Genomic DNA, 14,769 nt, shown 5'->3' with positions numbered 1-14,769 from the left:
GAGCAGTTATGAAAAAGTATATGACTATTTTTATAATCAGTGTACTGGCTGTTATTGGCTTAAGTGCATGTTCTAAATTTACTCAGGATTCTCAACCAGCCAATGGGATATTTATAATTGGTAATGAACAAGATGCAGTTCCAGTTATAGATCGATATAAAGACAATATAAAAACAAAGACTATGTTTCGAGTGAAAACAGGAAAGGTCGATGAGAAAGCTGTTCTTATTTTAGATGAAACAACAGCTAAAACGATTATAAAAACAAAAATCTTTCGTAAACGTGATGATGTGAATGGAAAAATGGATTCTACGCCGTTAGCTAAATTACCAGAGATAGGAAAAGGGAGCGCACTCCTATTTGCAGAAAGCGACGATAGTTATGTAACAAACCTTAACCTAAACGGTAAAGAGATACCTGTTACATATGATAGTGATTCTTGGCTTGGACATTTACGTGACCATGATTCTGAAACGTATCTCGTTGTTGTTGCTAACGATATTTATAAACAAATACCAGCTGATGAAACAAATCTGCAATTAATTCGTTTGAAAAAATCATTAGGTGATCAAAACCCAACGATGTCAACGGATAATACAATTGTAAATGAATATTTAAAACTAGAAAAACAAGTAAATGATTTTGATAAATTAATATCAGTCAAGTTTGTAACTCTTGAAGATGAAAAATAAAGAGATGAAAGTTTATAAAGAAAATTAGAAAGTGTAACTGATTATTAATAAAATAAACTAATTATGTAATATTTCATAATTTAGTGACAATTTAAATAAAATAGTTTACAGTATGTTTAAGTTAATAACTGTGATAGAGAACTGGAGATCCACATTGTATAACCTTTGCGTATTGCATAGGTGTATATTTCGGGTCTTTTTTTCTATCGCATAAAAGGAGGGAGAATTGAAAGCGTTTTATTAGGGGGTAGAGAAAAAGAAAGGGGATGTAAAATGAGAAGATTGTTTGGGGGATTTTTGATTTTATTTTTTATTGTTTCATGTGCAATTATTTCATCACCGGTACATGCAGAAGAAGGAAAGAGCGATAATAATCCTATTATTCTTGTTCATGGGTTTACAGGTTGGGGACGAGATGAATTGTTAGGTGTGAAATATTGGGGCGGCGTTCACGATATTCAAGAGAATTTAAAGACAGATGGATATAATGTACATACGGCAGCTGTTGGACCGTTATCTAGTAACTGGGATCGTGCATGTGAGTTATACACACAAATCAATGGGGGGACAGTTGACTATGGAGCGGAACATGCTGCAAAACATGGACATGATCGATACGGTAGAACATATACGGGATTTGCTCCGAATTGGAGTGAAACAAATAAGGTTCATTTGGTAGGACATAGTATGGGTGGGCAAACGATACGTACACTTGTCCAATTATTGAAAGAAGGTAGTCAAGAAGAAAGAAACTATGCAAAACAACATGCCGATGTGCAAATTTCTCCGTTGTTCCAGGGAGGAAAGTCTTATGTGCATAGTGTAACAACATTGGCAACACCGCATAATGGAACAACACTTGCAGATGGAAGTTTACTTCTACCATCTGTTAAGCAATTACTTGTTGCAACTGCTGGTATGGGAGAAAATAATAATCTATCACTATATGACTTTAAACTAGATCAATGGGGAATTAAAAAGAAAGCGGGAGAATCGTTTCTTCAATATTCAAACCGTGTGTTAAACAGCTCGGTTTGGAAAGGTACAAAAGATATAAGTCAATGGGACCTAAGTACAGATGGAGCGAAGGAATTAAACGAATGGGTAAAAGCGCAACCGGATGTATATTATTTCTCCTATAGTGGGCATGCGACAAAAGCGACACCTATTACAGGTCTACATCTTCCGCACGTAACAATGAATAAAACATTAATGGGAAATGCTATTTTCCTAGGTTCATATGCAAGATATGAAGAAAATCGACCAGTAATTGATTCATCTTGGTGGCAAAATGATGGAGTCGTAAATACAAACTCTATGATAGGGCCATCAACTGATGAGGTTATAAATTATAATGGTGCACCTCAAGCAGGAAAATGGAACCATATAGAAACAAAACATAACTGGGATCATCTTGATATGGTTGGACTGAGTGTCTCTGATTCATTAGGATTTTCTGATATTCATGCTTTTTATCGAACAGTTGCTGAAAGACTAGCAAACTTACCGAAATAAATAGATTCATGTTGATTTTGCAAATCGAAAAAATCCCTCCCGCTTTTTTTATGGAGGGATTTTTTAGTTGATGAATCATATCATTCTTTCTGATCGTCAGTTTTGAAAAATAGTGAAATGTCACAAAAAGAGTACTAAGATAAACATATGGATTCAAAAATAAACAGCATAATATTTGAGGTGATGATATGGAAATTAAAGCGGTATTATCTGGATATGGCACTGTTGGAAAAGAATTTGTGAGATTGGTACATGAGAGAGGGGTATACATAAAAGAAGAATACGGAATAGATCTCGTAATTACTGGGATTATAGGACGAACAGAAAGAATATATAACGAGAATGGTTTACATATAGATGAGTTACTCATGTATGGTGCGGGTTCACATGCATTAGTAAAATATATAGAAAGTTATCCAATTGATAGAGGAGAAGATTACCTAATTGGAGATGTATTAATAGAATCTACTCCTACAAACATTCAAAATGGACAACCTGGAAGACGATATATTGAAACAGCAATTCAAAATCACATGGACGTGGTGGCTATTTCTAAAGGGGCACTTGTAACTGCATGGAAGGAAATAAAAGAAGCTGCAAAATTAGCAAACGTTCACATTCGTTATAGCGGTGCAACAGCAGCGGCATTACCTACATTAGATATCGGTCAATTTAGTTTAGCAGGATGTCAGATTGAAAAAATGGAAGGTGTTTTAAATGGAACTACGAATTACATCCTTACAAAAATGTATGAAGAAGATATATCGTTCCAACAAGCATTGCAACAATCGCAGCGAAAAGGAATTGCTGAAACAAACCCTTTATTAGATGTAAGCGGAATGGATAGCGCTTGTAAACTATTATTGCTAGCGAATAGTTTGTTTGGTGCAGAGTATTCACTGGACCAAATAACTGTAAAAGGAATAGAGAGTGTTACAAAGTACGATATACAAACTGCAAAAGAAAAGGACAAATCACTAAAACTTATGGCGCAAGCATACAAAGACATTTCTGGAAATATACAATTAGAAGTAAGTCCATGTGAAATTGATAAGGACCATCCGCTTGCTTGCGTTACTGGAACAGAAAAAGGCGTAACTTTTCAAACGGATACGATGGGCAGTGTTACGTCAATTGGTGGGGAATCCAATCCAAGAGGAGCAGCGGCGGCAGCGTTAAAAGATGTGATTAATTTGTATCGAAAAGATATGTAATTTCATGTATCGTTTTAAAAGATCGCACCAGATGTATGGAAGAGAATTGGAGAATATATTCGTAATTACCCGTATGAGTTTATACAAATGGGATGGTAGCTCTTGAAAAATAATCATTGACAAAATATTTTATTTGTGTTATAATAAAATATTTTAATGTTGACTCGATACTTGCAGGCGTGATACAAATAAATAAGTATCATGTAATGACCAATATGCAAGTGAGTATCGAGGAGGAAGATAATAATGAAGATTTCAAATGGACTAGCTATGCTGGAGTTAAAAATTCAAGGTTTCGTTTTAAACCCAACTCTTATATGGGATGAAGAAACGGCGATCTTAATTGACGCTGGTATGCCAGGACAATTGGAACAAATCCGCAGCGTTATGAATGATGTCGGAGTACCTTTTGATCGATTACAAGCAGTCATTGTAACGCACCAAGATTTAGATCATATCGGAAGTCTATCTGAAATACAAACAGAATCAAATCATCCAATTGAGGTGTACGCACATGAACTTGATAAACCTTACATTGAAGGTATATTACATCTCATAAAAACTGATCCCAATCAAATGAGTAATGAACAATGGATAGCACTTCCTAAGCCTATGCAATTTTTATATAAAAAACCTCCCACAGCGAAAGTAAATCAAACATTAGAAGATGGACAAAAGCTACCATTTTGCGGCGGGATTCAAGTTATTTTCACACCAGGACATGCACCAGGACACATTAGTTTGTATATCGAAAAAAGCAAAACACTAATCGCAGGTGATGCAATGATATGTGTAGGTGGAAATTTACGAGGACCTGTACCGCAAACAACTCTCGATATGGAAACAGCCATCCATTCACTAAAAAAGTTTTTAGAGCTTGATATTGAAACCGTTATTTGTTATCACGGCGGTATTTGTAACGTGAATGTGAGGGAACAGCTTGAGAACCTTGTAGAGAATTGTTCATAAAAAATTAAATTCAACTGCATGATTACATATTCGCCACTCTTCTTTTTGAATGGATTGCAACTAAGAATTTAAAATACTTATGTATATAATAAGGAGAGAAAATGAATAGGATTCGTAAGTTTTATAAGAGTAAACTCGTACTGTTTTTTATTATTGTCATTCTTTTTATGTTTTTGAACAACACTTCTTTATTTACACCGAAACGTACAGGGGAACCATTGCTTCTAGCGCACCGAGGGGTGGCCCAAACCTTTAACCTAGAAGGTGTTACGAATGATACTTGCACAGCAGAACGGATTCATCCACCGGATCATCCATTTTTAGAGAATACCATTCCCTCTATGGAAGCTGCTGTTAAATCCGGCGCTGATGTAATTGAATTTGATGTTCATATCACAAAAGATAATCAATTTGCCGTATTTCATGATTGGACATTGGATTGTAGAACAAATGGCAAAGGTGTTACAAGAGACTATACACTAAGCGAATTAAAGAAACTCGACGTTGGTTATGGTTATACTGCAGACCGAGGGAAAACATACCCGTTTCGCGGGAAAGGTATTGGCTTGATGCCTTCTATGGAAGAAGTGCTTTCTCATTTTCCAAATCAACAATTTTTAATTCATGTAAAAAGTAATGATTCAGAAGAAGGAAAAAGATTAGCCGAACATTTATCAAAGATGTCTGAAACTCGTTTGAATCAGATTACTGTATATGGCGGCGATGAGCCAATTGAGTCATTGCATAAACAATTGCCACAATTGAGGGTGATGTCCAAAGCAACAATGAAAAGTTGTTTACTTCCGTATATTGCTACTGGATGGACAGGTTATGTACCAAAGTCTTGTCAAAGAACAGAATTACATATACCAGAGAAGATTGCACCGTGGCTATGGGGCTGGCCAAATAAGTTTTTAAACCGAATGGATCAACATGATGTTAGAACGATTCTTGTTGGTGGAAGTGGAGAATTCTCAGGTGGATTTGATTCGGTAGGAGACTTAAAACGTTTACCGTCAAATTATACTGGCGGTATTTGGACGAATCGAATTGATAAAATCGCACCTGTATACGAGAAAAAATGAAAAATAAGGTGATTTTTTATTGCCAAATACATACAACTATAGTATGATGTGTGCAACTAAAAAGAACGGAGGGGTTTACCTGATGGCATTCATGAGATTCCGATTTAATACTTTGAGCCGCTAATTGAATAGTGCTACAAAGGCTCTGCCTGTGTGCGGGGTAATCGGGATTGGTCTGCCTATTTTTAAGGTAACCTCATTGGGTTATACATGAAAAAGGGAGCGGGACAAATCTGCTCTCTTTTTTGTTGTCTTTAAAAATAGAAATATATAATAAACGATGCAGTATGATTCGGCCAGGTCTATTTCCTGTATGTGTTTTTATAGGAAATAGGGTTAAATAGCATAATTGATTCGAGTTCATTTTCCTACACTGCGAAGACCGTTCGTAAGACTAGAAAGATCTCTATTTCTGTTTTTCTACAAACATGAGAGAGGTTCTTTCACGTTATTTGTTATATCTTATTCCGTTTACTCTAAACACAGGCAACCAGCCTGTGTTTTTTGCTTTTATATAAAGAAAATCAAAGGAGTGTTTAGTTATGACAAATAGTACCGAAAAGAAAAGTATAGAAGAAATTTTAGAGATTGCTCGGAAAAATGGTTTACAGTTGAATGAGGAAAGCGCAGAACTAAATGAATCAGGTATGGATTTTCAAGTAGTATTCGTGAATGATGAAAACGAGGTTCCATGGGTACTTCGCAAACCAAGAAGACCAGATGTAATTGAAAGAGGAGCAACAGAAGGTAGCATCTTACAATTAGTTCAAAAATATTTACCGGTTGCCGTGCCAGATTGGAAAATTAACACACCAGAATTAATTGCTTATCCAAGAGTTACGGGAACTCCTGCTGCTGTGATTGATTTAGAAATACAAAATTATGTGTGGCATATTAATAATGAGTCACTTTCAATAAATTTCATTAAATCTTTAGCTGAATCTCTTGTCGCATTGCATGCTGTTGATCATCACGCAGCAACTGAGTATGGTATTGAAGTGCTTCAACCAGTTGAAGCAAAACAATTGCTAGTAGATAGAATGTATCAAATTAAAGCACAACTTGGCGTTTCAGATGAATTATGGGTGCGTTGGGAAAAATGGCTTGCTGATGAAACATATTGGCCAAAGCATTCTGTATTTGTCCATGGTGATCTACATCCACCGCACATATTAGTTGATGAAAACGACAAAGTAACAGGTCTGCTAGATTGGACAGAAGCAAAAGTGACTGATCCAGCTACTGATTTTACTCTTTATCTCACAATCTTTGGAGAGGATAATCTAAAAGTATTATTAAACGAATATGAAAAAGCAGGAGGAAAGGTTTGGCCAAGAATGTTTGAGCATATTATTGAACTTGGCGCTGCTTATCCGGTTATGATTGGGTTATTTGCGCTGCAGACGAAGGAGGAAGGTCATTTGGAGATGGCGCGTGGGGCTTTGGGAGTGAATGAGAAATAGTAAAGTATATCGTGTGAAGTAGCTGCGGTGTGAGCGAAAGTATAATCGTATTAAAATGGTATGCTTTCGGAAGCACGTTAAATACAATACGATAATTAAAAAATCCCGCTGATTAATAAATAGCGGGATTTGTCATTTCTTTATACAAATGTAGTTATCTATTGTCAATTATAGCTTTGTTTTTTTGTTTACTTTTTGGCACTAGTAGGATTAAGATGTCTTTTAGGAATACTATTATTTGATTGAATGTAACCTATGCAAAATACTTTTATGTTATGATTTTTTAGAAGCGAGGAATATGATAGGTAGAAAAACAACAAAATTTGCTTTAATATATAGAAGCTAGAAAGAAAGCTGAAAGGGATGGAGAATTGTGAAGAAACTTGATGTGCTGTTAATGGTGCTCAGCTGTCTGTTCCCAATTGCAGGTATTATGAAACAAATGCCTCTACAATTGTCATTTTTTATAGGGGGGTTATTGTTTTTAACTAGTTTAGGAAGCTATTATGCAAAACGAATGCATTCACGAATATTTAGCTGGGTAGCCTATACTATATTTATCACATTTTTGCTGGCAATTTGGAATCAATACGTAACAACTAGCTCTTTAATAGCCAATGCGAAAATTGCTGCATGTATTGCTGTGATCCCGCTTTTATTCCGATTCCGCACTTATGCGATCACTTTAGGTTTACTCTCATTATGGGGAGCTTTATTGTGGGATATAAAACAAATCCAATCATTAGCAGTTCTTGGGCGTATCATGAACTTACTAACAACAGAACGATTGTATCTAATCATTCTAGTAGCGGGCTGTTTATTTGGAGGTTTACTTGCAAACGCACTACATCGTGGGAATCGTAATGAAAAACAAGGGAAAACAAACCTATTCAAACAAAACAAGAAACGAATCAAACCTAAATTTAAGATTCGTATTCCGAGTCTACCAAAATTTAAAATTAAGATGTTAAAATTCGGTAGAAAATCGTCCAAATCAAAAGAACCACGTACGTATGAACCAAATCGTGAAGAAAGAGAAACGCCTTATCATACAATGCAAACAGAGCAACAACATCATGAAATTGAAACAACACAAGGCCAAACAAGGATGGAACGAAGAAAAAATCGTTATAACGCTTAGAGAATATTCTTATACAAATATCTAAACCCGTAATGCCCCTTTGTACGATCGATGGGGCATTGCGGGTTTTTTCGCTGTATAATATTAAGTATCTTAATTATCGAAAGTTTCATATAGAAGAAAATATATGATTAACGATAAGAAAGGATTACTATGAGTAAATTAATTAACTGCTTAAGAATGATTGAATTATTACAAGCAAGAGGAAAAATGCAAATTCGTGAACTTGCAGAAGAACTAGAAGTAAAAGAACGTATGGTGCAAATTTACAAAAACGAACTAGAGTTAGCAGGTATTTATATAGAGAGTATTCAAGGACGTAACGGAGGATATTCAATTAAAAATCATACAATGTTTCCAGTAAAAAATTTATCAATAGAGGAATTAGGTGCCTTAACATTTGCAATTGACAGTATACAGGCAAAAGGAAATAAAGTTCATATCTTGGATTAAACGGTGTATCAATTCCCTCACACTATGTAAAAGAGTTTGACAAGCTTCTCGCAGGTGGTATGTGGTGTATTGTCAAAATGGAATACTACTTTGATGAAGAATTAAAGGGTACAAGTCCATTTCGTATTGAAAGTGTAACACCGATCCAAATGCCAAATATGGACTTAGAAGAGATGTTTGAACAACGAAGATATTAGCTGAATTTTTAAGAGAAATGCGGAAGCGTTCTTTCTCTGACGCAATTGATAAATTCTTTAGACTAGATAACAATTTGAACCAACGTGATATAATCGCAGTGCGGAAAACTGTTTCTGGTTTAATTAAACTGTTATATCCAAACGGAGAGTATACAAAAGAAGATGTGGAAGAAGTACTACGTTATGCGTTGATAGGACGTAGACGTGTGAAAGAACAATTAAAGAAAATTGGTGGCATGGAATTTTATGATGTCAATTTTTCTTATATTGATAACGAAACAATGAATGAAGAATTTGTATCTGTTCCGGAACAAGGTGGAGGAAAGTTAATTCCAGAGAGGATGAACAAGCCGGTACAAAGTCAAATGGTTGTATTAGGCTCTATTAGTATTAGTGGTACTATTAGTAAAGTTGAAGAATTGGCAAATGTATTACAAGTATGTTTTGATTCGGGAGCTAAGAAAATACTCCTTCCAATGGCATCAGCTGTTGATATTCCGACCGTTCCACCAAAGTTGTTTGCTAAGTTTCAAATAGCATTTTATCAGAGTGCTGAGGATTCGGTGTTTAAGGCTTTAGGAGTGGAATAAGGAAACAAAAGAGCAGTCACGAGATTAAGAATGTGACTGCTCTTTTGCTAAATGGTTAGGAGAACAAATACGATGAAAAAATCAAAAGCAGAACGCAAACGAGATTTAGAAATTGTAAATTTATATCATAAAAAATTAACAGAAGATGCTCTTGAAAAACTTTCGGTTAAATTTGTAGAATGGAAGGAAGGAGAATTGCCTTATTATGAGCTAACAGAATATATCCATGAGTTTCAGAAAAAAAACAAGAAAATTTGGTCGATGTTTCACGATCAAAATGATGAATTTCTCATTTTCCAAGCTAAAAAAGAATTAAGCTTATTTACCGAACAAGACATGGAGAAAGAACATTATAAACGATGGAGAAAATTCTGTAATGAATAGCGTTTTGAAATATAAAATGGAAGGACCGAACGTATATGCAACTAATCCAATGTACAAAAAAACTAGCAGATAACATGGGAATAAAAATAGAAAAGATAGACCCAAGTGATAGCAATACGTTAAATTGTTGGCATGCAAACTTATTTACAATTAATCGTAAGAAATGTGTCATAGTCATGAACAATATTACAAGGTATCATTTTGTGATTTATGGAGTAAAGAAAAAAGATTTACGAAATTTAGAGGCGTTATTCAAAAAAGATTTAGTAACAAATTTGTTATTAGATGGAATTGAACCAGAAGTGATTGAACAATATTTAAATCAAGATCTAACTATTCAATATGCTGCAACGAATAATCGTAGTATTATTTCGCAAATGAATGAATCTGTTTTTATGATAAATGATTATTTCTATGATGAATTAGAGGTGAAAAAGAGTGATTTTATCAATATGGCGGAATTGAATCATTATTTAAACCGTATGATTATGCTGAAAATACCAAAATACCCAGTTGAAATGATGAGAGACGCACTTATGCAACAATTTCCAATGGATTAATAAATCTTCATTTTGGTAATATCCTTAACATGTTAGAAGATACTTTGTAATTTTATGGAGGGGAATGGGGGATAGAAGCTGCTATTCCAACCGAGTCTGAGGGGAAAGCTTTTACTCCTAGTGCTTATATGACGTTATTAGTTACGCTATTACTAAGCATGGCAGCGTTACTTCTATTATTACAGGCAAATATAATTACTTCATTCATTCCACGCGTTATTGTACAAATCGGTTCTTGGATTTGTATGTTTGTGTTTGGGCTTAGGATAGTTGGGGAGTTTCATTATTTTGGTATTTTCAAACGAAAAAAAGATACGTATTTTGCGAGAATGGATACGATGTTGTTTATGCCACTTTGTGTTTTCTTATCTTTTTCCTTTCTTTTAGCAATTATAGGATTAGATAAATAATATGGTTGACATGCAAGATTGCGTTGTGCCATCACTACTCTCCGCACATATTGTGAGTGTTCGTATATGTTTTAGCTTCTTGTTTTTAACGGCACATATAGTTTTACCGTAGGCTAGCAAACCTGGTACTATATTCATATAAGAATTTCAATTTCTTTCCCATTGGATGCGTAAAATAAAGAGTCTTTCAAGATTCTTCATTTTATGCATTTTTAACTTATGGAATTAATTTGAGTAAATTATTTAGAAGTAAATGTAGTTTAGAAAAGAGGCTATGCTATGTATACCATCGGAAGATTTTCAAATTTGTGCGATGTACCCGTGAAAACAATTCGTTACTATAGTGACATTGGTTTACTCGAACCTTCTTATGTAGATCCCGAGACAAGCTATCGTTATTATGACTACGATAAGATGAAAGAGCTAAAAACCATCCTGATTCTTAAAGATTGCCAGTTTTCGTTAAATGAAATTGAGCAAGTTTTAAAAGGTGAAGATATGAAAAATTTGGATGTAAGATTAAAGAAAAAAACTGAGGAGTTACAGTATCAGCAAGAACAAATCACCAAACAAATTAACAACATTCAGCAAATAAAGAAGTTCATAAAGAATGAGGAAGCATTCATTCCGGAGCCCACTCTGTCAAGTTGTTACATAGAGAAGCGACAAAATATACAGGTTGTGTCTATACGCAAAACAATAAACCTCGTTGAAATGGACACACTCGTTAAAAAGTTGTTTGAACGGATATATGCATATCAGTTGGATATAGATGGGGAGCTATTAGCTATTTTTCATCAAAAAGACTGGAAACAAAAGAAAGCAGATGTTGAATTACTTTTACCTGTAAAAGTCGATAAAAACGAGGAGCCTCTTATGATATTACCTGGAGGAATGTATGCATGTGTCAATGTGAAAGGGCCTTATTCAGAACTTCACTATGGTTACAGTCGTTTAAAGGCATGGTTAGCAGAGCAGTCACTGCATGTTGAAGGGATGTATATGGAACAGTACATAAAGGGACTCGTTCCATCCAAAATAGTGAATCCAATAAATATGAAACCGAATAATGAAATACACCCAAATGATTTTCTGACGAAAGTGTTTGTAAAGGTAAGGTAACAATTCATAACAATTGAATAATGAATAATGAATAATGAATAATGAATAATGAATAATGAGGTTAACTCTCCAGCAACTGGAGAGTTTATTCTGTTTATAGCAAGGTATATGTGTCTTGCTATTAAAATGCAGAATGGGGAGCTTGAAATGAATACGCATACAGGGAAATTTACTTATCTTAAAGGAAGTTCGTATGAGATTGGCAAACAGCAAGCATTAGAATACCGTGAGAATTCACACGCTAAGAAAATTTTTATTAGGGAACAACCTGATTCTGACAAAGCATATCTTGAAATGAGATCTCAAATCGAGGAGTATTGTCCGGGATTAAATGAGGAATTAGAAGGTTTTGCGGAAGGTTTTGGCTTTGAACCAAATCAATTAAAGTTTTATAACGATGCCTGGTTAATACCTGGAGGATGTAGTCTAGGCGCAATTTCGCCAAAAAAAATGGCTGATGGTAAAACATACGTAGTACGAAACTACGACCTCTCTCCTAACATTTCAGATATGCGCCTTTGTACAACTAAAGTAGATGGAAGTTACACGCATACTGGTTTCTCTGTATCTGCATTTGGTCGGAGTGAAGGATTAAACGAGAAAGGTCTATGTGTAGCCTTTGCTTCGTGTGGCATGCCAATAGGTAAATATCCAGGTATGAGAGAACCAGCAGTCACTGGGTTGCAGTTTATGGTTATTGTTAGAGCTGTACTAGAGACGTGCAAAAATATTGAAGAAGCCGTTTATGCTGTGAAAAACATGCCTGTGGGAACGAATATGAATTTACTTTTAGCGGATGCAAATGGAGAGGCAGCTTTAGTTGGAACGTATGATGGAGTTAAAGCAGTAAAAAAAGCAGAACTAGATTATTTAATCGCAACAAATCATGGACTATTTCCTGAAATTGAAAGTCTCGAACCAGGTAAGCTAGATCAATCACAGCTGCGATATAATGTTTTAGAGAATAAGTTTAGTGTTAATGGTAAGAGATCTGTTTACGAAATTAAAGAACTTCTTTTAACGGAGTTTCCAGAAGGGGTGTCAATTCATAATTACAAAGAGAACTTTGGAACAGTTCATTCAGTTTTGTTTAATCTTACTGATCGTCAACTTGAGTTTTCCTTTGGTTCTCCTTTACAGAATAAATTATATAAGATAAACGTTGGTGATAATTTTTCAAAGACACGACTTCCAGTTAAATTTGAGAATAGGAACTATGGACCGGATTTTTGGAGAATATTGAGATAGTAAATATATTTCAAAACCATAGACAATGTTTAAGGAGCAGTGTTTCTTGCTAATAAAGGTGGTTACTAAGCTAATACAAGTTATGTACTTATTCAAGAAAAGGGCGCTTTAATGGAAGAAGGATCACAGAAATAATCAAACTTTATTTCAACGCTACAGCTCCTTCTTTTTTCTCCAAGATAGAGTGTTTTAGCTTTAATTTGATCAGATTTTGCATTGAATTTATAACGAACTGGTAGATCGAATAGAAGAACGTGTTGTATACGAATAATAAAGTCATTTAAAGAACAATAAAGTACTTTGAAAAATTGTAGCTGCTAATCTACTATCGAGGCAGGTTAGTTTAGCAACTACGTTTTTTTCGTACTGAGAGGTAAATTTTTTAGAACAAACAGTAGTTCTAATTGAAAACAACAGGAATTTCAATTATTTTGTCGAATACCTACAACAATTAAAAGCACAGAGGAGAGGGATATTATTGAATCAAGCATTATTAGTTATTGATGCCCAACAAGAGTTAATTGACGGAAACCATGAAGAAAAGGAAGTGTTCAAGAAAAATAGATTGATTGCGAATATAAATAACGTAATTAATCAAGCATTAGTAGAAGCTGCACTTATCATTTTTGTAAGAGATAAAGATGTTGCCAATGGGGAGGGTGCTGGCTTTCAAGTTCACAATGAAATTAAGGTTCCAACCAATACTGCAATTTTTATAGACAAAGAGGCGACCAATTCTTTTTACAAAACGGATTTGCTTCAATATTTAAAAGATAATCAAGTAGGTCATTTAGTTATTATGGGATGTAAGACTGAACATTGCATCGATACGGCTGTAAGAACGGCTACAGTCCACTCTTTTGATGTAACTCTCGTAGGGGATGGACATTCGACGACAGACTCTAAGATTTTGTCTGCTGAGAAAATCATTTCCCATCACAATGAGATCCTTCATGGACATTACAATGTAGACAATTTTGCTGTTGTAAGAAATGCTCAAGACCGTTTATTTGAGCCTAACCATGATCAGTATCGGTAATCTCTTTTAAGCCATTATTATTGCTTGTAGTGACGAAAATAGTTTATGAACAGGGCACAGGTAGAAAACTTCGTTCAAAAGACTTTGAAATAGACTGTTAAAAAAAGTTGTAGACTGAAAAGGTGTTTTCTGTACATGAAAGCACCTTTTGTCAAGGATTCTCCCCTAAAAATAGGGGAGAGAACTAGATTCTTAAATAATCTCTTGTTAATAAATCAGATGAAACCGGCTTGATACTCATTTCTCGTGACCAAACAGACAACTGTCCAATGTGATGAATTTCATGAGTAATGATATGACGCATGATTTTTTCATAAGTAAACGAAAATGAGTTACCATTCTTACTCTTAACTTCTAAAATTCTCTCATCAGAATCAAGAGCATACGACTCTATAAATCTCTTTGTTACTAACTTGGTTATATTAGAAAATGTCTTTACATCGCTTAGGCTAGAAATCGTATCTATGTCCTTGTTAATGACAGTAGTTCCTTGCATTTGATTAACCCATAATTGTTCGCAATCAATCACATGAAATAAATTATGTATAATACTCCCCATACCACCTGTACGTTTTTTCATAAGCTCTTCACTCGGAATTGTTTCACACCATTTAAACCATTCTTCTCTAACTTGCCAATTATATTGAAACAGATCTAGCAAAGAAATCACTCCAAACATAAATAAAA

General features: G+C 34.7%; 14 protein-coding genes and 2 pseudogenes. 15 read left to right on the top strand and 1 reads right to left on the bottom strand.

Features of this window, described 5'->3' with window-relative positions; genetic code table 11:
- Nucleotides 1-8: 8 nt before the first annotated feature.
- From QRE67_RS12910 to QRE67_RS12840, 15 genes and pseudogenes are all read left to right on the top strand, one after another.
- Nucleotides 9-692, top strand: coding sequence for a lipoprotein BA_5634 family protein (locus QRE67_RS12910; RefSeq protein WP_286120579.1), 684 nt, complete (start codon nucleotides 9-11; stop codon nucleotides 690-692).
- A 273-nt stretch (nucleotides 693-965) separates the two neighbouring features.
- The gene (locus QRE67_RS12905) at nucleotides 966-2,207 is read left to right on the top strand and encodes an esterase/lipase family protein (RefSeq protein WP_286120578.1); all 1,242 of its coding nucleotides are present in this window, start codon (nucleotides 966-968) and stop codon (nucleotides 2,205-2,207) included.
- A 188-nt stretch (nucleotides 2,208-2,395) separates the two neighbouring features.
- Nucleotides 2,396-3,421: a homoserine dehydrogenase gene (locus QRE67_RS12900; protein WP_286120577.1), complete on the top strand. Its 1,026-nt coding sequence runs from the start codon at nucleotides 2,396-2,398 to the stop codon at nucleotides 3,419-3,421.
- A 246-nt stretch (nucleotides 3,422-3,667) separates the two neighbouring features.
- On the top strand, nucleotides 3,668-4,390 hold the full coding sequence (locus QRE67_RS12895; protein ID WP_286120576.1) for an MBL fold metallo-hydrolase: 723 nt from the start codon (nucleotides 3,668-3,670) through the stop codon (nucleotides 4,388-4,390).
- A gap of 101 nt (nucleotides 4,391-4,491) precedes the next feature.
- On the top strand, nucleotides 4,492-5,475 hold the full coding sequence (locus tag QRE67_RS12890; RefSeq protein ID WP_286120575.1) for a glycerophosphodiester phosphodiesterase family protein: 984 nt from the start codon (nucleotides 4,492-4,494) through the stop codon (nucleotides 5,473-5,475).
- Between the two features lie 542 nt (nucleotides 5,476-6,017).
- Complete coding sequence (locus QRE67_RS12885; protein ID WP_286120574.1) at nucleotides 6,018-6,938, top strand: macrolide 2'-phosphotransferase; 921 nt, start codon at nucleotides 6,018-6,020, stop codon at nucleotides 6,936-6,938.
- Between the two features lie 373 nt (nucleotides 6,939-7,311).
- The gene (locus QRE67_RS12880) at nucleotides 7,312-8,079 is read left to right on the top strand and encodes a DUF3959 family protein (RefSeq protein ID WP_286120573.1); all 768 of its coding nucleotides are present in this window, start codon (nucleotides 7,312-7,314) and stop codon (nucleotides 8,077-8,079) included.
- Nucleotides 8,080-8,232: 153 nt separating this feature from the next.
- Nucleotides 8,233-8,532 carry a helix-turn-helix transcriptional regulator gene (locus QRE67_RS12875; RefSeq protein ID WP_353507036.1) on the top strand — a complete coding sequence of 100 codons (300 nt, stop codon included), beginning with the start codon at nucleotides 8,233-8,235 and terminating at the stop codon, nucleotides 8,530-8,532.
- Nucleotides 8,517-9,319: pseudogene (locus tag QRE67_RS12870) on the top strand (BREX system Lon protease-like protein BrxL); the annotation flags it as partial. The gene QRE67_RS12875 and the pseudogene QRE67_RS12870, both read left to right, overlap by 16 nt.
- 72 nt (nucleotides 9,320-9,391) lie before the next feature.
- Nucleotides 9,392-9,703 carry a hypothetical protein gene (locus QRE67_RS12865; RefSeq protein WP_286120572.1) on the top strand — a complete coding sequence of 104 codons (312 nt, stop codon included), beginning with the start codon at nucleotides 9,392-9,394 and terminating at the stop codon, nucleotides 9,701-9,703.
- Between the two features lie 35 nt (nucleotides 9,704-9,738).
- Nucleotides 9,739-10,263, top strand: coding sequence for a DUF6933 domain-containing protein (locus tag QRE67_RS12860; RefSeq protein ID WP_286120571.1), 525 nt, complete (start codon nucleotides 9,739-9,741; stop codon nucleotides 10,261-10,263).
- Nucleotides 10,264-10,316: 53 nt separating this feature from the next.
- Nucleotides 10,317-10,673: pseudogene (locus tag QRE67_RS12855) on the top strand (DUF3995 domain-containing protein); the annotation flags it as partial.
- A 279-nt stretch (nucleotides 10,674-10,952) separates the two neighbouring features.
- Nucleotides 10,953-11,795 carry a MerR family transcriptional regulator gene (locus tag QRE67_RS12850; RefSeq protein WP_286120570.1) on the top strand — a complete coding sequence of 281 codons (843 nt, stop codon included), beginning with the start codon at nucleotides 10,953-10,955 and terminating at the stop codon, nucleotides 11,793-11,795.
- A gap of 147 nt (nucleotides 11,796-11,942) precedes the next feature.
- The gene (locus tag QRE67_RS12845) at nucleotides 11,943-13,043 is read left to right on the top strand and encodes a C45 family autoproteolytic acyltransferase/hydrolase (protein WP_286120569.1); all 1,101 of its coding nucleotides are present in this window, start codon (nucleotides 11,943-11,945) and stop codon (nucleotides 13,041-13,043) included.
- 478 nt (nucleotides 13,044-13,521) lie between these two features.
- A complete protein-coding gene (locus tag QRE67_RS12840) occupies nucleotides 13,522-14,082 on the top strand; it encodes an isochorismatase family protein (protein WP_286120568.1) in 561 nt (186 codons plus the stop codon).
- 184 nt (nucleotides 14,083-14,266) lie between these two features.
- Here the strand turns inward: QRE67_RS12840 and QRE67_RS12835 are convergent, their stop codons facing one another.
- Nucleotides 14,267-14,743 (bottom strand): DinB family protein, encoded by a 477-nt coding sequence (locus QRE67_RS12835; protein WP_286120567.1) that lies wholly within the window; start codon nucleotides 14,741-14,743, stop codon nucleotides 14,267-14,269.
- Between the last annotated feature and the right edge of the window lie 26 nt (nucleotides 14,744-14,769).

The sequence above is a fragment of the Bacillus sp. DX3.1 genome, assembly GCF_030292155.1.
Taxonomy (GTDB): Bacteria; Bacillota; Bacilli; order Bacillales; family Bacillaceae_G; genus Bacillus_A.
The sequence above is the reverse complement of the archived record's forward strand: the minus strand, read 5'-3'. Positions and strand labels throughout refer to the sequence as shown.

What these genes read in the sequence shown, in the direction of transcription:
- QRE67_RS12910 (WP_286120579.1), top strand. Translation starts at nt 9, where the DNA reads ATGAAAAAGTATATGACTATTTTTATAATCAGTGTACTGGCTGTTATT.
- QRE67_RS12905 (WP_286120578.1), top strand. Translation starts at nt 966, where the DNA reads ATGAGAAGATTGTTTGGGGGATTTTTGATTTTATTTTTTATTGTTTCA.
- QRE67_RS12900 (WP_286120577.1), top strand. Translation starts at nt 2,396, where the DNA reads ATGGAAATTAAAGCGGTATTATCTGGATATGGCACTGTTGGAAAAGAA.
- QRE67_RS12895 (WP_286120576.1), top strand. Translation starts at nt 3,668, where the DNA reads ATGAAGATTTCAAATGGACTAGCTATGCTGGAGTTAAAAATTCAAGGT.
- QRE67_RS12890 (WP_286120575.1), top strand. Translation starts at nt 4,492, where the DNA reads ATGAATAGGATTCGTAAGTTTTATAAGAGTAAACTCGTACTGTTTTTT.
- QRE67_RS12885 (WP_286120574.1), top strand. Translation starts at nt 6,018, where the DNA reads ATGACAAATAGTACCGAAAAGAAAAGTATAGAAGAAATTTTAGAGATT.
- QRE67_RS12875 (WP_353507036.1), top strand. Translation starts at nt 8,233, where the DNA reads ATGAGTAAATTAATTAACTGCTTAAGAATGATTGAATTATTACAAGCA.
- QRE67_RS12865 (WP_286120572.1), top strand. Translation starts at nt 9,392, where the DNA reads ATGAAAAAATCAAAAGCAGAACGCAAACGAGATTTAGAAATTGTAAAT.
- QRE67_RS12860 (WP_286120571.1), top strand. Translation starts at nt 9,739, where the DNA reads ATGCAACTAATCCAATGTACAAAAAAACTAGCAGATAACATGGGAATA.
- QRE67_RS12850 (WP_286120570.1), top strand. Translation starts at nt 10,953, where the DNA reads ATGTATACCATCGGAAGATTTTCAAATTTGTGCGATGTACCCGTGAAA.
- QRE67_RS12845 (WP_286120569.1), top strand. Translation starts at nt 11,943, where the DNA reads ATGAATACGCATACAGGGAAATTTACTTATCTTAAAGGAAGTTCGTAT.